The organism is Pseudoalteromonas sp. Ld19 (genome assembly GCF_045064135.1).
GTDB lineage: Bacteria > Pseudomonadota > Gammaproteobacteria > Enterobacterales > Alteromonadaceae > Pseudoalteromonas > Pseudoalteromonas aliena.
In genome coordinates, this window is the sequence record NZ_JBISHA010000015.1 from 1 (window position 1) to 21,264 (window position 21,264).

Here is a 21,264-nt window from a genome sequence, read left to right on the forward strand (position 1 = left end):
TGTTAGAACTCAATCTGTACGAGTGCCCACACAGATGATTGCTTTATATTGTTAAAGAACGTTTTGAGTCGCTTTAGCGTCTCAAGGGATGCGAATAATACACCCTTTATTTTTCGAGTCAACACTTAGTTTTAAACTTTCTTTTGGAAGATTTAAAACCTAAGTTTTATTTAACTCTCTGAGTCGTTGCTGCTTTGCTATGCTTCGGCGTTTCCCGTCTCAGTGGGGTCGCATTATAGGGAGAACAGATTTTTACGCAAGCACTTTTTTAAGAAAGCTGTAAATAAAGTGCTGTTCGGTCAGTTACTAACCTAAAGCACCCGAAACTGATAGTTTTATAATCAAATTATGCTTTAGCGGTACTTAAATTAGCGCTACTGTTACACTCATTAATACAAAAACTATTATTTAAAGGTGCAAATATGGCAATCCGTTCTTATAAAGGTGTAACACCTTCGTTTAATGCGTCTGTTTATGTTGATGAGTCATCAGTACTAGTCGGTGATATTACATTAGGCAGTGACTGTAGTGTGTGGCCATTGGTCGCAGCACGAGGTGATGTTAACTATATACGCATTGGTGATCGTACCAATATACAAGATGGCAGTGTATTACATTTATCCCGTGCAACTAAAAGCAACCCTGATGGCTACCCTTTGATTATTGGTGATGATGTGACTGTGGGTCACAAAGTGATGTTGCATGGCTGTCAATTAGGAAACCGCATTTTAGTCGGTATGGGCGCTATTATTATGGATAACGTGGTTGTTGAAGACGATGTTATTATTGGTGGCGGCTCGTTAGTGCCACCAAATAAACGTTTAGAGTCGGGATACTTATATGTAGGAAGTCCAGCTAAACAAGCTCGCCCTCTTACAGAACAAGAACTTGCCTTTTTAAAAGTATCCGCCAATAACTACGTTTTACTTAAAGATGAGTATTTAGCTGAAGCTCAATAAACTGACATCTATTTGACCTGCCGAGTTATAGCTCTCTTCTTCGATGAGTTGCTCGGCACGTTCTTCGTAATCAAAACGGTATTGTTCAAAATACTCTGTTGCATGGCTTTCGTCTGTTAATTTAAGTGTATTTACTGCTATTACACACTCCACCAGCATGCCACTGACTTGTGCAAAAAAGACTAACTGATGATCGGGCTCTCTAAACTCTAGCCTATCTATAAATTGTATTGCCTGATTCATTTAAGCGTTCCTTGTTTAAGCGCATCAACTACGGGGAGTATTTTTGGCATTTTATTACGCCACACATAATATGCTTGAGCAGCCTGACCCACTAACATACCGCTGCCATCTAAAAGCTTAGCGTTAATGTTGTGCTGCGCAACCCAATTCATAAAAATGGTATTTTGTAGTGAATAAAACATGTCATAAGCGACTTCACAATTAGTTATGTGTTTTTTATCGAGTGCTGGCAACTCATCATTCATACTGCTAGACGTAGAGTTTATGATTAGTGAGTAATTGCTTACTGGCAAATCATTAAAACCGAAGCCTGATACAGATCCGTATTGAGCAAACAGCTCTGCGAGTTCTTTTGCTTTTTGTGCGGTGCGATTAACGATTATTATTTCCTGAGGGTTATGCTCTAGTAAAGGTAAAATAACACCTCGGGCAGCCCCACCCGCACCAATAATTAAAATTCGCTTATTAGTAATGGCTACTTTATTAGCGAGTAAATCATTTACAAAACCAACACCATCGGTGTTATCACCTAATAATGTGCCATCATCTCGTTTTTTTAGCGTATTAACGGCCCCGACTATTTTAGCTAATGGCGTAAGCTCACTTGCTATTGCATAGGCTTGCTCTTTAAACGGCATGGTCACATTTGCCCCTTTGCCACCTTGATCAAAAAAAGACAATACTGTTTTTTCAAAACTATCGATAGGTGCTAAAATTGCGCGGTAGTCGATTTGTTCACCCAATGAGGCTGCAAATTGTTTATGTATCGCGGGGGATTTTGAATGTTTAATTGGATTTCCAAAAACCGCATATTTGTCCATTTTAAAGCAACCTCTTTGCAGCTATATACTGCCTATTAACGATGATAAATAATATGATTAAACGACTTTTTTCAAAATCTAAATCGGTATCAGTAACACAAGCACCTACGCCAGAAAAAACACCTTACGAAATAATAGGTGGAGAGACAGGAGCTCGTGCTATTTCTAATAGATTCTACGACATAATGGAGTCAGATGAATACGCTAAACCGTTATATGATATGCATCCTCTGCCATTAGATCGAATTCGCCAAGTATTTTTTGAATTTTTATCAGGTTGGTTAGGTGGACCAGACTTATTTGTTGAAAAACATGGCCATCCAATGCTTCGTAAACGGCACATGCCATTCCCTGTTGATCAAGACCTGCGTGATCAATGGATGCATTGCATGAATAAAGCACTTGATATTGAAATAGATAACCCTTTATTACGAGAAGGCTTGAAGCAATCGTTTGGCCAATTAGCAAGTCATATGATTAATCAACATTAAAACTGAACAACAGTTACTTTAATCTTTTAAGTTTGCGCTATATCAATGCCTCATTCTTCCAAATACAGATAATAACGCTATCTTGTTTGGGAGAGCATTACGCACGTGAAATTAATTCAACATAAAATTTATGCACTGCTAGCACTGACGGGTGTGCTGGTACTTTGTGCAAGCCTGATCAGCAGTTCTAATCAACAGCACACACTTGCTCAGGAAACAATCGCTAGCAATATTAAGTTACTTGCTGATAACTACTTTGATTCCATCAACACCATGATGTTGACTGGCACAATGGCGAATCGTGAAATACTAAGCAGTAAATTACGTAGTCATCCCAACATAGAAGACGCGCACATAATCCGCAGCCCTATTGTAAACAAGCTCTATGGATTAGGCGCTGCTAACCAAACCCCGAGTAATGATGCAGAAATTGCAGCGCTTGAAGGCAAAGAAGATCTTTTTATCGAACAGCAACAAGGTACTCGCTATATGACATACTTAAAGCCGATGCTTGCAAGTAGTGATCATAAAGGGACTAACTGTCTTGGCTGCCATCAAGCACAAGAAGGTGATGTATTAGGTGTAGTAAAAATCAGTTATTCCCTCGCAGATATTGAAACAGCTGTAACTCGTAATACACTTATTAATACAGCCCTGCTATCAACACTCTTTATCACTGCTTTTTTGTTGCTGGGTTTACTTTTTAGAAGAATATTTATTAAACGTCTTAATAATATTGATCGCATGATGCATCTCGCCACCAGCAATAATGATTTAAGTCTCAGAATTGAGGATAACAATAACGATGAGTTAAGCTCTTTAGCAAATAGCTTTAACCAGATGATATCCACTTTTAAAGAAAATATTGCGCAAGTTTCACACTCTTCAAAAGTGCTCATTCATTCTGCCGAAGCCATCTATGCATCAGCCGATGCGACTGAACAAGCAATTTTGAGTCAAAAGCAAGGGACAGACTCTGTTGCCGCTGCAATTAATGAGCTTGAAAGCTCTTCTAACGAAGTTAAAAATACCACTCACTTTGCTTCCGAAAAGTCAGAAAGTAGTAATCTGCTAGCACAACAAAGTTTGCGTGTTGCTGAGCATACTGAGATAAGCATAAATCAACTTGCAGATGATGTTCGCAGCGCAGCCCAACAAGTAAGCCAGCTGCAGGCACAAACTTTAGAAGTAGGAAAAATACTTGAAGTGATCAGTAGCATTGCCGAACAAACAAATCTACTTGCACTTAATGCCGCAATAGAAGCGGCTCGAGCGGGAGAAACAGGTCGAGGTTTTGCCGTTGTCGCCGATGAAGTACGCACTTTAGCAACACGTACCCATGATTCTACTGACGAAATTAAACGCACAATTGACAAACTACAATCAGAAGCGTCGCACACAGTAACAATGATGAGTAACTCATGTGAAGAAGCAGACGATAGAGCGCAACAAGTAAAAAAAGTCGCACAAGCTTTAAAAGATATTTCCTCTCAAATGAGTGAAATCAATCAGCTTAATGTGCAAATAGCGGATGCAACAGAACAACAAAGCTTAGCTGCGGAAGAAATAAACCAAAGTGTGGTAGCCATTAGCGATAATGCGGAGCGATCATTAGTGGATGCCAACGATAATCAAAAAGTAAGTGAAGAACTATTATCACTTGCCCGTTCGCTGGATGAGCAAGTCAGGCGTTTTAAATTAACTTAAAAAACAAGGCGCTAAATAACCTGAACTCTGGATAATAAATCTATCTCGAGCAGCTATTTGCAGCGCTAACTGCGTTGAATTTACTTGCAATAGGCCAGTAGATTAGCGCCTTGTTATTACAATTGCCAGTCTCGAGCAATCAATTGTACAGGCTCACTGCTTAGCCACTCTTGTGGTCGTAAGTAGTACTGATATAAATTAGCTTCTGGACTACCTTGCTCTGGTTTGAAATTATATTCCCAGCGTGCCAGTGGTGGCATAGACATTAATATAGATTCTGTACGTCCACCACTTTGTAAGCCAAATAACGTGCCTCGGTCCCATACTAGGTTAAATTCTACATAGCGTCCGCGACGGTAAAGTTGAAAATCACGTTGTTGCGCTGTGTACTCATCATTTTTACGACGCTCAATAATAGGTAAATAGGCATCTAAAAAGCCATTACCCACAGATTGCATAAACGCAAAACTCTTTTCAAAACCTAGTTCGTTTAAATCGTCAAAAAACAAACCACCTACGCCTCGTGTTTCATCTCTGTGTTTTAAATAAAAATACTCGTCGCACCATGTTTTGTATTTTGGATAAACTTCATCGCCAAATGGCGCACACAGATCGTGAGCAACTTGATGCCAATGTTGTACGTCTTCTAATACGGGGTAAAAAGGAGTGAGGTCAAACCCACCACCAAACCACCATATTGGCTCTTCGCCTTCTTTTTCGGCTATAAAAAAACGTACGTTGGCATGACTGGTTGGCACATGTGGGTTTTTTGGATGAATAACTAACGACACACCGCATGCATGAAAGCTGCGCCCTGCAAGCTCAGGTCTATGCGCTGTTGCAGAGCCTGGCATTGAAGCACCAAATACGTGTGAGTAGTTAACTCCACCTTGCTCTATTACTGTGCCATTTGTGGTTACACGTGTACGGCCACCACCGCCTTCTGCTCGTTGCCAATTATCTTCTATAAATTTAGCACTGCCATCTGCTGCTTCTAAACCTTGGCAAATAGTGTCTTGCAAAGCCATAAAGTATACTTTTACTTGATTTAATAATTCGCTGTGCATATTAACCTCTAAATATTTTTCCAGTCATGGCATCTTTAATTGTGCTTGGTTGAGTATTACCACCTAACGGCTCGTCAACATAAAAACCAACTTGCTCTGCAAATTGCGTTTTAGCTTGCTCAATACTAGTGACCGTTTCTTGACCTGTTAAGTTTGCACTGGTTGATACCAGCGGTTTGCCAAACTCTTGGCACAAACGTTTTACTGTTGGATGGTTTGTTACTCTTACTGCGATAGTATCAAACTGCCCTGTTAACCATTTTGGTGTGTTTTTAGAAGCAGGCATAACCCACGTAATTGCAGCAGGCCAACTCGAAAAAATATCAGCGCGTTTATCCATCGGTATTTTTGCGTCATCTACGTATTTTAATAATTGCCCATAGTTATCAGCAATTAAAATAAGGCCTTTTTCGACTGGTCGCTGCTTAATTGCTAATAGTGCTTCAACGGCTTGTTGATTATCTGGATCGCAACCTAAACCATATACAGCTTCGGTTGGGTATAAAATAACTTCGCCTTGCGTTAAGCATGTTATTGCAGTGGGCGTATTTGAAACGTCTGACAAAATAGTCTCCAGAAATAATTAAACGTTATTCAGTTGAGGCAAGCTTATGCATGCAACTTTTTTGTGGGCATTGCAATAGTGTACCATTTGCCATATTTCTTTCTATGACGATTGGCCAGTTGCATTCAGGACACGAGTGTTCAACCGGTTTATTATTAAGCGTGTATTTACAGCTTGGGTAGCAATCACAAGAATAAAACACTTTACCAAACTTATTACTACGCGCGACTAAGTGACCTTTTTTGCATTTAGGGCAACTTGGTAACACTTCTTCATTTTGTTTTTCTTCGTTTTCGTTAGCAATGTAGTGGCACTGCGGATACCCAGTGCATCCAATAAACATCCCGTAACGACCATTTTTAACCACCAGCGGTTTACTGCATTCAGGGCATGCTGAATCTTCAAGAATTTTTATTTCGTTACTGTCGTGATGTGCCAGCGGTCTAATAAAGTCGCATTTAGGGTAACTTGCGCAACCTAAGAATGGGCCAGACTTACTATTGCGGATCACTAATTCTGAACCACACTGCGGGCATATCTCGTATTCTTTTTCGAGGGCGTGTTTGTTCGCCGAGAAAAGCGAATGGTCGATTTTACTCATGGTGATCCTAAAGGGTTAGTGAATTTTCGCCTAATATACCCAAACCACTTAAAGATACAAGTAATGGTGTGCTTATCCGTTTAAGTAACCTGAGTAATTTACTAAAGGTAATTATTAATGAAGAAGCTCGCTGGGTTCATCAAAAATTAAATCCTCCATTTGTTCATATGCCTTTTCTGAACCGGGGACATTAAATAAAACCATAAGCACAATCCATTTTAAGTCCTCTAAACTTATGTTTAATTTATCAAGTGCGGCTAAGCGATCCATTACCATTTCGCGAGTCACACTATTAATAACCCCTATTTGCTCAATGAACATTAAAAAACTGCGGCATTCAACACTCAGCCTTTGGCATTCGCTTTCAGTAAATATACGCATTGCGTGTTGAGGATTCGTTATAAGATAGGGAGATTCATCGTTGTGTTGTAAATCGGCTAATTGCTCTAGCCAGTCGAGCGCTTTAAATATTTCTGGCTTATTAAAGCCCGCACGTAATAACTCATCGGTTAGCTCATTTTGCTCTGCAAAAATATCCGCTTCACTATGAATGTAATTTTCAAAAAGATACATAAGAATATCAAACATATTACTTCCCTGCGCTTAACTTAATATAACCGTCTAACACTCGCTCTATCTGATCGTCTAACTCTAAGTCGAGCAACCTAGCGAGTACTTTATCTATTGGCCACTGCGCACGACGCACAATATCGTCTACGCTAGTTACTTCAAACCCTATACTATTTAAAACTTCGCATTGAGAATAAACTTGAATAGGCTGATCTTTAGTATATATATCTTCTTGATAAGTGAAACTCACTTCATCAAGAATATCGGTTACATTTTCTACCAATTTAGCACCTTGCTTTATTAAAAAGTGGCTAGCCTGCGCTAACGGATTCTTAATTGATCCAGGTACAGCAAACACCTCCTTATTTTGCTCTAACGCATAACGAACTGTTATTAGTGAACCGCTTTTAATTTCAGCCTCAACAATAAGCACACCTAACGCGAGCCCAGATATAATACGATTACGACGTGGAAAATTATGTGCATGAGCTGCAGTGCCTGGTAAAAATTCACTCACCAACAGGCCGCTTTCTAAAACTTGGTCTGTTAATAGTTTATGACGCTTTGGATAGTAAATATCAACTCCAGTACCGAGCACTGCGATGGTTTTACCAGTACCTGCAAGCGAGCCTTTATGTGCAGCGCCATCTATACCTCTGGCCATACCTGAAGTAACCGTAATACCCGCTAAAGTTAACTCGTATGCAAACTCTGATGCTATTTCAAGCCCAGTAGGTGTGGCATTACGACTCCCTACAATTGCAATTTGTGGAGTAGATAATAACGAGACATCCCCCCTACAAAAGAGTAATAAAGGAGCACTTGCTATCTGCCGGAGATCTTCAGGATAAAGCGCGTCAAAAATACACACTGCAATGATATGATGCTGTGCAATTAATTGCTCATAATGACTTACTTGCTGCCAATTAGTATTAAGTAAGTTACTAGCTTGATTATTAGTTAATCCAAGCTGCAAAAGCTGATCATGAGATAAGTCGAATAACGACTCAAGGGAATGATTTTTAGATAATGCTAAAAGAGTTTTTATACCTAACCCTTTACACATATAAAAGGCAAGCCAGTGGGCTAGCTTGCCAGATGACTGATCCATGCTCTCTCCTAGAGCACCGACTCGCTACTTCTTAATGAATAACTGCAAAATCTCCAACGCGAATTGGGTGCTGGTTTTTAGTAATTAATGCATAGCTAACTTTGTCATACACTTTAAATACTATTAACTCGCCAACTTTTTCTTTTGGCATAGACCACACAGTGCTATTTTCGTCTGGCTCTAACCCTAAAAGCTCACTCGTACTTGATATAAGCCTTTCTAACTTACTTGAATCCTCTGGGTAACGAGGGCCTCGTTGCCCATCAATTACACCAGGCGATTGGCGCTCAATATCTAACACATGACCTGGTTCAATTTGCTGTTCTGCCCCTAAGTTTAGCACTACAATATCCATTGTGCTGAATTCTCTAACATGATTTGCAGAGGCTATCACTTTGCCCTCTAAAGGCTGTTTAGGTCTATGCATATTAAAATATGCGGGTAACGTTTGTCCCTGCATAGCAGGCAATAAAAAATCACCTTGTTTAATTTCTCGCTTAACCGATTCAACCCTCACTGATGAAGGGATTCCATTACTAATATCGCCCCGTCTAAATACACGAGCCATGCCGGCATAACTTGCTCGGTTAGCTAAAATTTCATTTGTATCTGGATCGGTGTAAGCCTCACCTTTGTGGTAAATAGCATAAGCCTGATTAAGCTTTAAATCGCCATTAACATATAAAATGTGATCGAGAGTTTGAGTCTTCGTGTTTTGGTTGGCACCTAATACATAGGGTTTCCCATCTATTTCTTCGTTATTAAGCGCCTGCTCATAAGTTAGATAAGGTTTAATTAATTCTAACGGCAAAGTCGTCACTGCATCTTTACCTTTAGCAGTAATATAACCTTTTGGCGAAAGCTTTTTGTAAGCTTTATTTAACACTAAGCGAGGTGTTCCACCTGCATCATAAACTAAAGTAAGTGCATCCCCAGGATAAATTAGGTGAGGGTTACTAATATGAGTATTCATTTCCCATAACTTTGGCCATAGCCATGAATCGCTCAAATAAATATCAGAAATTCCCCAAAGCGTGTCTCCTTTTTTTACAACATACTGTTTTGGTGCATCTTTTTTTATTTCGAGCACATCAGCAATTGCAGGAAAAGCAGCACTTAATGCAAACATGGCTGCGACTAACGGAGATTTCATTGAGCTTCCTCATATTGTTTTTTCATTATTATTGACCAAAACCTGTTAAAGGTGAACGTGAATGGCTAAAATAAGAGCATACAATACCCTAAATTAAGCACAAGTGAAAAAGGTAACTATGGCTAGGTTAGAAGTTTTAAGATTTCCGGATGAGCGTTTACGTACAATAGCAACAGAAGTTGTGCAAGTTGACGACCAAGTACGCCAAATTGTTAAAGACATGCTGGAAACTATGTATGATGAAAATGGCATCGGACTAGCTGCTACGCAAGTAGACATTCATCAAAGAATTGTTGTGATTGATGTATCAGAAGAGCGAAATGAGCCTCTGGTATTAATTAACCCACAAATCATCAAAAAAGATGGCTCAACCATTAGCGAAGAAGGCTGTTTATCAGTGCCTAATTCGTATGCAAAAGTTGACCGCGCAGAAACAGTAACAGTCTCTGCACTTAACGAAAACGGTGAAGAGTTTGTACTAGATGCAGACGAATTACTGGCTATTTGTATTCAACATGAACTAGATCACCTGCAAGGTAAATTGTTCATTGATTACTTATCACCATTAAAGCGCCAACGTATTCGTAAAAAGCTTGAAAAAGAAGCTAAATTTGCAGAACAGTAATAAGCACCTTAGGAAAACTCAGTGACTCAACCATTACGCATTATATTTGCCGGTACGCCGGACTTTGCCGCACGTCATTTACAAGCGCTGATACAAAGCGAACATAAAATTGTTGGTGTATACAGCCAACCCGACCGCCCTGCTGGTCGAGGTAAAAAACTAAAAGCCAGTGAAGTAAAAGAGCTAGCGCTTGAGCACAACCTCCCTGTTTTTCAGCCACAATCATTAAAAAATGATGAAGCATTAGCAGAACTAACAAGCTTAAATGCCGACATTATGATTGTTGTAGCATATGGCTTAATTTTACCTAAAGCGATATTAGAAGCCCCACGCTTAGGTTGTTTAAATGTGCATGGCTCTATATTACCGCGCTGGCGCGGTGCGGCACCTATTCAACGCGCTATTTGGGCGGGTGACGAGCAAACCGGCGTAACAATAATGCAAATGGATGAAGGCTTAGATACCGGCGATATGTTGCATATTAGTCGCTGCCCTATTAGCACGACAGAAACTAGTGCTAGTTTATATACAAAGCTTGCTGAGCTAGGCCCAGACGCGTTAATTGAAACCATTAACAAACTAGCGAATGGCGAGATCACACCAGAACCTCAAAATGATGAACTTGCTAACTATGCTAAAAAGCTTTCTAAAGAGGAAGCAAATATAGACTGGTCTATGAGTGCGCTGCAAATTGAGCGAAACATTCGCTCTTTTAACCCATGGCCGGTGTGCTTTACTCAAATGGGCGAGCAAACTGTAAAGGTTTACCAAGCGCAGGTTGTGCTGCAATCGGGTAATCCAGGACAAATTTTATCAAGCGATAAAAATGGCGTCGTAGTAGCGTGTGGTGAACATGCTTTGTGTATTACGCAATTACAACCGCAAGGTAAAAAACCAATGGCAATTAACGACTTCTTAAATGGTCGTGGTGACTGGGTTACCCCTGGCACAGTATTAGGCGAAAATAATGAGTAATGCCCAAAACGTACGAGCGCTTGCCGCTGAAACTTTATATAACGTAGTTGATAAAGGCGCTTCGCTTAATCAAGAACTGCCATTTGCTAGCCAAGGCTTGCCACCAAAAGACAAAGCGCTACTGCAACAAATTTGTTATGGCGTTTTACGCTACTTACCTAGCCTTGAAAACTACTGCCAACATTTAGTGGAAGATCCACTAAAAGGTAAGCGCAGAATATTTCAATTTTTATTGTATGTAGGTATTTATCAGCTACAACATATGCGTGTACCGCCACATGCAGCAATTTCAGAAACAGTGAATGCACTGGCTCAATTACGTGCTTTAGGTTTAAAAGGGCTTATTAACGCTATTTTACGTAGTTTTCAACGCCAACAAGTTGAGCTTGAAGAAAAAGCGAAGCTTATTCCGGTATGTTTATACAACCACCCAAATTGGTTTATTAAACAAGTAAAAGAAGCCTACCCTGATAGCTGGGAAGACTTACTTGCAGAAAACCAACAACAAGCACCTATGTGGTTACGTGTAAATCAAGCACAATATAGCACGCAAGAATACAGCGATATGCTAACGGCTAACGATATAGAACACACCTTAAACCCTGACTTTATAGATGGGATTAAACTTGCTAAACCGCGTGATGTATTTTCATTGCCTGAGTTTGATACAGGTGCATGTTCAGTACAAGATGCTGCAGCACAACTTGCAGCACGCTTTTTAGAGCCAAAAGATGGCGACACTATTTTAGATGCCTGTGCAGCACCTGGCGGTAAAACATGTCACATATTAGAGCTTGCTGATGCAGACGTACTTGCTCTCGATAGCGATTCAACTCGCCTTGAACGTGTTAAGCAAAACTTAACGCGTATTGGCTTAGGTGCAGACCTACAATGTGGCGATGCCTCGCAACCGCACACATGGTGGGATGATCAACAGTTTGATCGTATTTTATTAGACGTACCTTGTTCTGCAACTGGCGTTATTCGTCGCCATCCAGATATAAAATGGCTTCGTCGCGCATCAGACATTGTAGATTTAGCTGCACTTCAAGGCGATATATTCAATAGCATTTGGCCACTTTTAAAACCAGGTGGTACATTGGTATATGCTACGTGTTCGGTTCTTCCACAGGAAAACCAACAACAAGTTGCTAAGTTTTTGGCTAATAACGACGACGTAGAGCATATTCCTCTTCATGATAAAGACACTATTACAACACCAGGGCTGCAATTACTGCCTGGCGAAAGTGATGGCTTTTATTATGCGAAATTAGTGAAAAAGTCTAAATAGTTTAGCTTAAATACTTTCGATAATTAGCCATTTTTTAATTAAAATGGCTTTGAATAGCTACTTATAACACTGGTAAATAATGAAAATAATCATACTCGGTGCTGGGCAAGTTGGTGCCACACTAGCTGAAAACTTAGTCGGTGAGCAAAACGAAATAACCGTTGTTGATATAGATGGTAACCGTTTACGTGAACTCCAAGATAAGTACGACTTACAAGGGGTGATGGGACACAGCGCTCATCCTGACGTATTACGTCGTGCTGGTGCAGAAGATGCTGATATGATTATAGCGGTAACCAGTTCAGACGAAGTAAACATGGTTGCATGCCAAGTCGCTTACAGTATTTTTAAAACCCCTACAAAAATTGCCCGAATTCGTTCTGAGCAATATTTAAAATACCGTGAAAAGCTATTTCAAAACGACGATTTACCAATCGATCACTATATTGCACCCGAAGCACTGGTGACCAAATATATTCGCCGCTTAATTGACTATCCTGGTGCATTGCAAGTCTTGCAGTTTGCCGATGGTATGCTCTCATTAGTCGCCGTAAAAGCTTACTATGGTGGTTTGCTAGTAGGCTATGCGTTATCTGCACTTAAAGAGCACATTCCTAATGTAGAAACTCGCGTTGCCGCTATTTATCGCCAAGGTAAAGCAATTAAACCATTGGGTACAACGGTCATTGAAGCCGATGATGAAGTGTTTTTCATTGCCGCGACAAAACATATACGCGCTGTAATGAACGAGCTGCAAAAACTGGAACGCTCTTACAAAAAAATTATGATAGCGGGTGGTGGTAATATTGGCGCAGGCCTTGCTCGCTCACTTGAAAAAAATCACACCGTTAAACTCATTGAACGCAGTAAAGAGCGAGCTGAGCAACTATCTGAAATGCTCGACAACACCGTGGTGTTTTGTGGTGATGCATCTGATCAAGAACTACTCTCAGAAGAGCATATTGAACAAGTTGATGTATTTATTGCCGTAACCAACGACGATGAAGCAAATATTATGTCGGCCATGCTTGCAAAACGTATGGGCGCACAAAAAACCATGGTGCTTATTCAGCGTGGCGCTTACGTTGACTTAGTACAGGGCGGCGAAATAGACATTGCCATCTCTCCACAACAAGCAACGATATCAGCGTTATTAACACACGTACGCCGTGGTGATATCGTTAACGTGTATTCACTACGTAAAGGTGCCGCCGAAGCGATTGAAGCCGTTGCCCATGGTGATGAAAATACATCAAAGGTCGTTGGCCGGGCCATCGCTGATATAAAACTCCCTGCGGGTACCACCATAGGTGCAATAGTGCGTAATGACGATGTGCTTATTGCTCACGACGACACCATTATTTTATCGGGCGATCACGTTATTATGTTTTTAATCGATAAAAAGCACATTAACGTAGTAGAAAAACTGTTTCAGGTTAGCGCAATCTTTTTATAAAAAACCTCCTTTGTTTTCTATACATAGTTTATGTATAGAAAACCACAAAAACAAATACGAATCAATCTCAAAAGCATTTACTTGCAAGCTTAAATCTATTACCCTCACGTTGTTTGATAATCAAACATCAACGATACAAATTGCACTAAGCTTTTTGATGGCCAACAAATAATGCCAATCGGTATAAGTGCGGGAGCTATTTAACAATAAGATAATCGCAATCTAACTAGCTAAATAAAATTTTCACGATGTTAGTATTTGCTTTGATCCGTTAAATTATTTACGGTTTTTATACTGATTGATATGAATTCGAGAAAATTAGAACTTATACCAATCTGCTTAATTAAGCGTTCTATTTTGAGGCAAGAAAATCGTGTCGATAACAAGGGAAAAATTCGTTATTCAGTTGTTCTATATCAGAATTTTTAACGCTGTTAGTGTCAGATTTAATCCCTAAAATTGATTAAGTAATATTGCACATTGGTATTAATGCTGTATTAGTTATTCTGTATAGAAGCACCATTACAGCACTTTTTATCGTTATTGTTAGTCCACTTAAATATTTAAGGTTTAGTTCAATACGTATTTCATTATGTGAAAAGTTAATTTCACATTATTCTTAATACAAATGGATTTTTTCAAAATGATACGCCCTGTTTTAAATAAACCTCTTTCTCTTATCTATTGTAGTGTTATTAGTATTCTTCTTGCTGGAATTTCACCAAACGCAAACGCCGAAACTAAAAAAGACATTGAAAAGCTCACTGTTGTTGGTGAAAAAAATAGTGGCTATAAAACGAACTCAATGAGCTCTGCAACAGGCCTTGACCTATCTCATCTGCAAACCCCACAATCTGTTATTGCCATCACGAGTCAATTAATGGCTGATCAACAGCTCAATAGCGCTATCGAAGCAATTACCAGTGTTACTGGCATCAATGCAAGAGAAGCGGATAACGGTAAGTTTTCGATTTCTGCTCGAGGAATTAGTGTTACCAGTATTTTATACGATGGTATTGCTACAACTTATGACACCCGTTTTAACTATGGTGACAATTTAACTGATACCGCTATTTACGAACGAATTGAAGTCGTCCGTGGTGCAACGGGTTTAATGCTGGGTGCGGGCAACCCATCTGCCGCAATTAACCTAATTCGTAAACGCCCTACTGTTAACAACCAATTAAAAGTAAGCGCCTCTATTGGTTCTTGGCAACAATATAGAGGAGTTGTTGATATCTCCGGTAGCATAAATAACACTGAGAGTGTTCGTGCTCGTGCAGTTGTTGCGTATCAAGAGCAAGAGTCATATCAAGATCGATTTAGTCAAAGTCGTAATACTGTGTACGGTATTGTAGAAGCAGACTTCACCGATAGCACCTTATTTACGATTGCAATTGATCATCAAACAACGGATCCACAAGGAACAATGTCAGGTGGTTTGCCGATTTTTTATAGTGACGGTAGTCGTACATATTACGATCGAGAAACATCTACAGCAGCAAGCTGGGCATCGTCACAAACCGAGGCATTAAATAGCTTTATTAGCTTAGAACACCATTTCAATAATGATTGGCAGCTAAGCGCTAGTTACGTTTATGGTAATAATGACTTACATTATGATGTTATGTGGGCGAAGGGTCACCCTGATCCAAAAACAAATATAGGCATGACGCCCGGTTCGCTTAACTATATTGATGCAAAGCGTATTCAGCGAACTTATGAACTAGAGCTTACGGGTCACTTTGATTGGCTTAATCAAGCACATCAATTAGTCTTTGGCTGGAATAGTCAAAAGCAAACGTTCTCTACACCGTATTTCCCAGCACAACAAAGCGCCGGTGTTATTGGAGATTTTACAGCCCCAAATTACGACTACCCTAAACCAATTTGGCAGCAAAATCCGGCTTATGGTTCATATGGCACAACCAAACAAGATGCGCTCTACTTTGCTTCCCAGCTTAATATAACGAATCAGCTTGCATTCATTTTAGGGAGCCGCTTAAATCGCTGGCAAACCAATCAAGATAATTTTGGTAGTGAGCACGACTTTAAATTAAATAACGAACTCACAAATTATTTAGGTGCCACTTACTCGCTAACTGATAGCTGGGCACTTTATGCCAACTATACCGATATATTCACTCCACAAAGTCGAGTAGATGACAACGGTGATTACCTTGAACCAATTAAAGGCAAAAACTATGAAATAGGTATTAAAGCGTCATTAATTGCTGATCGCGTTGATATCTCTTTGTCAGCATTTGAAATCCAGCAAGATAACTTAGGTGTATACACAGGTGAGAGTATTCCTGAGACCATGCAGGCTATCTATCGACCTATAGATGGCACAGTAACAGAAGGTTATGAATTTGAACTCAACGGGAGCTTAACTGATAATTGGGATCTTTATGTTGGCTACACTCATAGTAAAGGCGAAACCCACGATACAAAACCGCTCAATACCACTAACCCTAAAGATCAATACAAGCTTTTCACTAGCTATAGACTAAGTAGTTATTTAAAAGGTGTTAAAATCGGTGGTGGCTACCGCTGGCAGAGCCGCAGTTATGATGACGTTAAAAACCCAGTACTTGGTAATGTTGAAGTGGAGCAGTCAGCTTATGGAGTAGCCAGTTTAATGGCCAGTTATCAGCTCAATGATCAAATAGCCATTAGCGCTAATATAGATAACCTGTTTGATAAAACTTACTACAATCAAATTGGTTTTTATAACCAGTACCGGTACGGCAGCCCACGTAAATTCTCACTGCGTTTCGATTACAACTTTTAATAGAATGTGGTCAACGGCCCTAGGGGCTGTTGATCTTTCGAGGTTAAATTTGCAGCAGTGTGTTTGGTATTTAAGCAAGGCAGAGCCTATGTAGTGTGGTTATTCCCCATAAATAGGCGATAACGCAGCATAAATGCCAAACATGCGCTGCCCTTGGGTTCTGCCTAGGGGCAATTTACTCTTTGTTGCTCGGTTTTTACTTAGCCCACTAGGTTACAAACCTTACGTCGCGATTAAATCGCCCCTAGATTGAACACATTTTAACCTACAAAGGTCAACAGGCCCTATTATCATCGAAGAAAAAGCAGCTGGTTAGCTGCTTTTATATATCAATTAAGAGTTTTCAGTGGCTCTTTATTGTACTTTAGAAAACTCTTCTTTAGAAATCTCACCATTTCCGTCAGCATCTAAATCATCAAAGATTTTCACAAGTTGAGGATTTACTTTTGCTTCTTCCATACTAATTACGCCATCGCCATTACCATCAAAAGAGGCAAAATCTACTGCCGCATATGCCACTGACGAAGATGCTAGAACCAAAACTGCAAGTGCTGTGTTTAATGTTTTCATAATAATATTCCTAATAAGATGGGAAGTCCTTTTCAAAGATCCCTAATTGTGAAAAATGTTTAATTTAAAAAGGTGAGTTAGTAATTAGCGAACTCTTCTTTGGAAAGCTCACCACTACCATCGGTATCTAGCTCAACAAATTCAGCCATTAAATCAGTATCAACTGCCGCTTCGCTTGGGCTAATCGTGCCGCTACCATCTATATCAAGGCTATTAAAGTCTGATGCTGCAAATGCAACTGAAGAAGACGCTATAGCCATAAGTGCCAACGCTTTATTTAAATGTTTCATAACTTAATCCTTCATATTAAATGTTCTATCAAAAAAATGAGATCTCGAACTTAAACCGTAATTTTTCACTTCCTTGTTATCCTCTTTCGTAAGCTCCCTTGCCTACTTAGGTTGTCTTTGGCAACTCAGGATCAATGCCTTTAATTAAGCTTTAGAAAATTCTTCTTTTGATAACTCACCATTTTGGTCAGTATCAAGCTCTGAGAACATGCTCATTAGCTTTGCATCTACCGATGCCTCAGATTGACTAATTGTGCCACTGCCATCCACATCTAATGTATTAAAGTCGGTTGCTGCAAACGCGGCTGAAGAAGAGGCTATTGCCATAAGTGCTAGTGCTTTATTTAATGTTTTCATAACGTGTATCCTTAAAATTTTTGAGTAATGTCAGGGCGCTTATGCCACCCCGTAGCGTTAAGCTTATGCTTTTGAAAATTCTTCTTTTGATAACTCACCATTTTGGTCTGTATCAAGTTCAGAGAACATGCTCATTAATTTTGCATCTACTGATGCCTCAGCTTGGCTAATGGCCCCACTACCATCAGCATCTAACGTATCGAAATCAGTTGCTGCAAATGCAGCTGAAGAAGATGCTAATGCGATAAGTGCTAAAGTTTTATTAATGCGTTTCATAATATGTATCCTTCAAAGTTATGTTTATGCGATTAAGTAGTTCACTTTAAATCACGTTTTGTTTAGTACACCCAGACTATTACAACTTAGATGCCAACTTTTAAAAGTTATTTATTTTCAATTAGTTGACTAACTTTAGGAGTGAGAAAAGCAAATTGTTCAAGATTTTTTGTTGCTTTTTGGCAACAGAGTTTCAAGCTAAAACAAAAAAATCTTTAAAAACATGAGGTTAAAAAGATTCAAAATACTACAGTTTATAAATTTAGATACTTAAAAGATGATTTAACATTGAAATTTAGCTAAACCTTAGCTGAACTTTTTTTTATAAATACAATTGGAAGGATTTTTTGAAATTTAAATTATTGTTTTATATGGTTTATTATTTTATTTGGTGATGGTTAAATAATTTTTCTGCAAAAAAATAATAAATCACTAGTTTGTTGCATAATAGCGAAACTTAGCTTTCATCAAGTTCAGAGTTAAGTATTGAGGGATCAATAAAGTGCTCTCTCATGAAAGTTCTCATTTCGTCTTCGCTGGCTAATAACTTAATACCGCACTTAGCGCCCGCCGAATAGCCTTTAACGCTGCACACTTCACCTGCAAAGTTTTTACCACTGCTATCGAGCATAACAGTGCATTGCATATCTTTTATATTTTCAAGCGCTTGATCGCTTTTGATATCAAACATAACGCCAGTTAATGAAACGTCTTTGATCACTCCATCAAGCACTCTTTCGTCACTTAACTTAAGTTTAGCTGGCAAGAAAGTAGGGATACGTGCTTGTGAACGCAGATCAAATAACTGCACGTGTTTAGGAAAATTAATAAAAACCAGCCGAGCAGGATGAGAAGTAACCGACATAACTTGTTGACGAAATGCTATAACTTGCCCACCACTACCTTCTATCAACGCTCTTACTACCACCATCACACCGTCACGCAAATAATCACTGGCTGCAAGCAATCGTTTAGAATTGGGGTAATTTAAAATAATAAACTTATCATCAAGCAAACCAACTAATTCAGTTTTAACACGCTTACTACTTGTAGGTGTTAATATTTCTAGGTCGACTAAGCTGCCTACACCTATATGCTTTAGCTTTTCTAAATTTGCTGGCATATCCCTTTCCCAATGATGTATTTACTGACTTTTTTACCCACGCCAAAACGTTGGTGTAAATAGTACCAGTAGAGTAAATATTTCGAGGCGACCAAACACCATTGCAATAGTAAGCAACCATTTAGCGCCATCGGTTATAGCACCATAGTGTGATGCAACGTCACCCAAACCAGGGCCTAAGTTATTTAAACATGCGGCAGTAGCTGAGAACGCCGTTATGTTATCCATACCAGTCCCCATAAGCGCTAACATAATAATAATAAACACTAATGCATAAGCAGAAAAAAATCCCCATACCGCTTCGACGACTTTATCTGGAAGCGCCTTTCGGCCTAACTTTATAGAATATATAGCACGAGGGTGTACTAAACGATTGAGCTCACGCACACCTTGTAAATAGAGTAAAAACACACGAACTACTTTCATACCGCCACCGGTAGAACCCGCACAACCACCAATAAAGCTCGAAAATATAAGTAATATTGGTAAAAACAATGGCCATGTTGAAAAGTTATCGGTAGCAAAGCCCGCTGTAGTACTCATTGATACAGCTTGAAATAAAGCCTGATCTAGCGTTTCATCACCATTAGCGTATATCTCATTTGATGACAGTACCGTAAAACAAATAACCACCAGCGCTAATTGAATACACAAAAATACTTTAAACTCAGGGTCGCGCAAATATACCTGTACATTTCGACTGGCTACCGCTGCGTAGTGCAATGAAAAATTAATGGCTGCAATAATTAAAAAGAACACACAAATAAAGTTAATAACTGGGCTGTTAAAGTGGCCTATCGAGGCATCATAAGTAGAAAACCCACCAATGGCTACGGTTGAAAACGCATGGCAAATAGCATCAAACCAATCCATACCAGCCGCCCAATAAGCAAGCATACACGCAGTAGTAAGTGACACATAAATATACCAAAGATGTTTTGCTGTATCAGCAATACGCGGGGTCATTTTAGAATCTTTTACAGGCCCTGGTATTTCAGCGCGATATAACTGCATTCCACCAACACCAAGCATAGGTAGTATCGCTACAGCGAGTACAATGATCCCCATACCGCCAAACCATTGTAACTGTTGGCGATAAAACAATACGGATTTGGGGAGGTATTCAATCCCCGTCAGTACGGTTGCACCTGTAGTTGTTAAGCCTGAAAATGCCTCAAACACCGCATCTGCAAATGATAGGTTGGGTTCTTGTAAAAATATGAGCGGTAAAGATGCGAATGCACCTAATACCAACCAAAACAGAACTACGATTAAAAATCCTTCGCGGGCTTTTAAATCTCCGTTTTCGTGGCGGTTCGGGTAATAAGCCATTAGGCCAATAACAATACTAAATATAAATGCTAAAACAAATGGAACACCACCACCGTCTTTATAAATTAAAGACACCAGTGCCGGTGGCACCATGGTAATACTAAACAGCGCAACAAGTTGGCCAAGAATTTTTATGATGGTACGAAATTGCATTTAGCTTATCGCTTTTATTATTAGTAAATTCAGGCTAAGTAGTGTCAGCCTGTTCAAATTAAGTGGTATGCATTAAATGCAACTTGTGTAGGTTATTACTCTTTAATAGTTAACTCAACTGCGCCGTGGCTTAAATCAAAAATATCTTTAATTGCTTGTTGTGCTTGGCGGCTATCAATCGTGATCACCCATTCAATATTAGCAGTAAATTGCTTATCAATATTAAGTACTTGGTAGTTGCTCTTTAGCCGCTGCTCAATCGCGCCTTGCATGCTGTATTCACTACTTCCTGTAATTTCAATACTGGGAACTTTAAGCACCGTTTGCAATTTTACTAATGCATTATTTAATGAGCCACCATAAGCACGTACTAATCCACCAGTACCTAGCTTTATACCGCCAAAGTAACGTGTCACTACAGCTGTTATTTCGCCAAGGCCCGAACCCACCAACACATTAAGCATAGGCTTACCCGCAGTGCCATTTGGCTCACCATCGTCCGAAAAACCATAAACATGGCTACCACCTGGATTACCCGCTACGTGCGCCCAGCAATTATGACGAGCGTCTGAATATTTTTCTTCAATACTTTTAATAAATGCTTTTGCGCAGGCTAAATCTGGCGTGTGTGCAATATGCACAATAAAGGTGCTTTTTTTAATTTCTTCTTGATGAAACACATCCGCTGCAGGGTATTTATATTCTGACATACTTTACTTAACCAATATTCAACC

Annotated in this window: 23 protein-coding genes; 8 read left to right on the plus strand and 15 right to left on the minus strand. The window is 39.5% G+C overall.

The window, feature by feature from the left end:
* Positions 1-422 precede the first annotated feature (422 nt).
* Positions 423-959: a gamma carbonic anhydrase family protein gene (locus tag ACJJVZ_RS03470; RefSeq protein ID WP_405598185.1), complete on the plus strand. Its 537-nt coding sequence runs from the start codon at positions 423-425 to the stop codon at positions 957-959.
* On the opposite strand, the gene ACJJVZ_RS03475 is transcribed toward ACJJVZ_RS03470, so the two are convergent.
* Both ACJJVZ_RS03475 and aroE read right to left on the minus strand, forming a co-directional pair.
* The gene (locus ACJJVZ_RS03475) at positions 942-1,202 is read right to left on the minus strand and encodes a DUF1488 domain-containing protein (RefSeq protein ID WP_138586179.1); all 261 of its coding nucleotides are present in this window, start codon (positions 1,200-1,202) and stop codon (positions 942-944) included. The two genes, ACJJVZ_RS03470 and ACJJVZ_RS03475, sit on opposite strands and share 18 nt — an antisense overlap.
* Positions 1,199-2,023, minus strand: coding sequence for a shikimate dehydrogenase (gene aroE, locus ACJJVZ_RS03480; RefSeq protein WP_405598188.1), 825 nt, complete (start codon positions 2,021-2,023; stop codon positions 1,199-1,201). The genes ACJJVZ_RS03475 and aroE overlap by 4 nt, the downstream gene beginning before the upstream one ends.
* A 53-nt stretch (positions 2,024-2,076) precedes the next feature.
* Here aroE and ACJJVZ_RS03485 point away from each other — a divergent pair, with 53 nt between their 5' ends.
* Both ACJJVZ_RS03485 and ACJJVZ_RS03490 read left to right on the plus strand, forming a co-directional pair.
* A complete protein-coding gene (locus tag ACJJVZ_RS03485) occupies positions 2,077-2,514 on the plus strand; it encodes a group II truncated hemoglobin (protein ID WP_405598191.1) in 438 nt (145 codons plus the stop codon).
* Between the two features lie 105 nt (positions 2,515-2,619).
* The gene (locus ACJJVZ_RS03490; protein ID WP_405598194.1) at positions 2,620-4,221 is read left to right on the plus strand and encodes a methyl-accepting chemotaxis protein; all 1,602 of its coding nucleotides are present in this window, start codon (positions 2,620-2,622) and stop codon (positions 4,219-4,221) included.
* A gap of 116 nt (positions 4,222-4,337) precedes the next feature.
* Here the strand turns inward: ACJJVZ_RS03490 and hemF are convergent, their stop codons facing one another.
* The 6 genes from hemF to ACJJVZ_RS03520 all read right to left on the minus strand — a co-directional run bounded on the left by hemF (position 4,338) and on the right by ACJJVZ_RS03520 (position 9,288).
* The gene (hemF, locus tag ACJJVZ_RS03495; protein WP_405598197.1) at positions 4,338-5,288 is read right to left on the minus strand and encodes an oxygen-dependent coproporphyrinogen oxidase; all 951 of its coding nucleotides are present in this window, start codon (positions 5,286-5,288) and stop codon (positions 4,338-4,340) included.
* Position 5,289: 1 nt separating this feature from the next.
* Positions 5,290-5,853, minus strand: a complete 564-nt coding sequence (locus ACJJVZ_RS03500) for an L-threonylcarbamoyladenylate synthase (RefSeq protein WP_138586669.1) — start codon at positions 5,851-5,853, stop codon at positions 5,290-5,292.
* A gap of 25 nt (positions 5,854-5,878) precedes the next feature.
* A complete protein-coding gene (locus tag ACJJVZ_RS03505; RefSeq protein ID WP_193154667.1) occupies positions 5,879-6,454 on the minus strand; it encodes a type I DNA topoisomerase in 576 nt (191 codons plus the stop codon).
* Between the two features lie 114 nt (positions 6,455-6,568).
* Positions 6,569-7,042, minus strand: coding sequence for a DUF494 family protein (locus ACJJVZ_RS03510; protein ID WP_405598202.1), 474 nt, complete (start codon positions 7,040-7,042; stop codon positions 6,569-6,571).
* A gap of 1 nt (position 7,043) precedes the next feature.
* Positions 7,044-8,135: a DNA-processing protein DprA gene (gene dprA / locus ACJJVZ_RS03515; protein ID WP_405598205.1), complete on the minus strand. Its 1,092-nt coding sequence runs from the start codon at positions 8,133-8,135 to the stop codon at positions 7,044-7,046.
* Positions 8,136-8,166: 31 nt separating this feature from the next.
* Positions 8,167-9,288, minus strand: coding sequence for a LysM peptidoglycan-binding domain-containing protein (locus ACJJVZ_RS03520; protein WP_273048133.1), 1,122 nt, complete (start codon positions 9,286-9,288; stop codon positions 8,167-8,169).
* A gap of 118 nt (positions 9,289-9,406) precedes the next feature.
* Between ACJJVZ_RS03520 and def the strand changes: the two genes are divergently transcribed.
* The 5 genes from def (at position 9,407) to ACJJVZ_RS03545 (ending at position 16,429) form a co-directional block, all read left to right on the plus strand.
* Positions 9,407-9,913: a peptide deformylase gene (gene def / locus ACJJVZ_RS03525; protein ID WP_138586672.1), complete on the plus strand. Its 507-nt coding sequence runs from the start codon at positions 9,407-9,409 to the stop codon at positions 9,911-9,913.
* Between the two features lie 21 nt (positions 9,914-9,934).
* Positions 9,935-10,888, plus strand: coding sequence for a methionyl-tRNA formyltransferase (gene fmt, locus ACJJVZ_RS03530; RefSeq protein ID WP_405598210.1), 954 nt, complete (start codon positions 9,935-9,937; stop codon positions 10,886-10,888).
* Positions 10,881-12,179: a 16S rRNA (cytosine(967)-C(5))-methyltransferase RsmB gene (gene rsmB / locus ACJJVZ_RS03535; RefSeq protein ID WP_405598213.1), complete on the plus strand. Its 1,299-nt coding sequence runs from the start codon at positions 10,881-10,883 to the stop codon at positions 12,177-12,179. Before fmt ends, rsmB begins: the two co-directional genes overlap by 8 nt.
* A 79-nt stretch (positions 12,180-12,258) precedes the next feature.
* A complete protein-coding gene (gene trkA / locus ACJJVZ_RS03540) occupies positions 12,259-13,635 on the plus strand; it encodes a Trk system potassium transporter TrkA (protein ID WP_077536518.1) in 1,377 nt (458 codons plus the stop codon).
* Between the two features lie 643 nt (positions 13,636-14,278).
* Positions 14,279-16,429: a TonB-dependent siderophore receptor gene (locus tag ACJJVZ_RS03545; RefSeq protein ID WP_405598216.1), complete on the plus strand. Its 2,151-nt coding sequence runs from the start codon at positions 14,279-14,281 to the stop codon at positions 16,427-16,429.
* A gap of 354 nt (positions 16,430-16,783) precedes the next feature.
* On the opposite strand, the gene ACJJVZ_RS03550 is transcribed toward ACJJVZ_RS03545, so the two are convergent.
* The 7 genes from ACJJVZ_RS03550 to ACJJVZ_RS03580 form a co-directional block, all read right to left on the minus strand.
* Positions 16,784-16,999: a calmodulin gene (locus ACJJVZ_RS03550; RefSeq protein ID WP_138584846.1), complete on the minus strand. Its 216-nt coding sequence runs from the start codon at positions 16,997-16,999 to the stop codon at positions 16,784-16,786.
* A gap of 77 nt (positions 17,000-17,076) precedes the next feature.
* On the minus strand, positions 17,077-17,289 hold the full coding sequence (locus ACJJVZ_RS03555; RefSeq protein ID WP_182701894.1) for a calmodulin: 213 nt from the start codon (positions 17,287-17,289) through the stop codon (positions 17,077-17,079).
* 144 nt (positions 17,290-17,433) lie between these two features.
* Positions 17,434-17,646, minus strand: a complete 213-nt coding sequence (locus tag ACJJVZ_RS03560; RefSeq protein WP_138584847.1) for an EF-hand domain-containing protein — start codon at positions 17,644-17,646, stop codon at positions 17,434-17,436.
* Between the two features lie 63 nt (positions 17,647-17,709).
* The gene (locus ACJJVZ_RS03565; RefSeq protein ID WP_182701895.1) at positions 17,710-17,922 is read right to left on the minus strand and encodes an EF-hand domain-containing protein; all 213 of its coding nucleotides are present in this window, start codon (positions 17,920-17,922) and stop codon (positions 17,710-17,712) included.
* Between the two features lie 457 nt (positions 17,923-18,379).
* Positions 18,380-19,045 carry a flagellar brake protein gene (locus tag ACJJVZ_RS03570; RefSeq protein ID WP_405598222.1) on the minus strand — a complete coding sequence of 222 codons (666 nt, stop codon included), beginning with the start codon at positions 19,043-19,045 and terminating at the stop codon, positions 18,380-18,382.
* Between the two features lie 33 nt (positions 19,046-19,078).
* Entirely contained in the window at positions 19,079-20,530 is a 1,452-nt protein-coding gene (locus tag ACJJVZ_RS03575; protein ID WP_138584848.1) for a TrkH family potassium uptake protein, read from the minus strand.
* 95 nt (positions 20,531-20,625) lie between these two features.
* The gene (locus ACJJVZ_RS03580; RefSeq protein ID WP_273049405.1) at positions 20,626-21,240 is read right to left on the minus strand and encodes a YigZ family protein; all 615 of its coding nucleotides are present in this window, start codon (positions 21,238-21,240) and stop codon (positions 20,626-20,628) included.
* Positions 21,241-21,264: the final 24 nt, after the last annotated feature.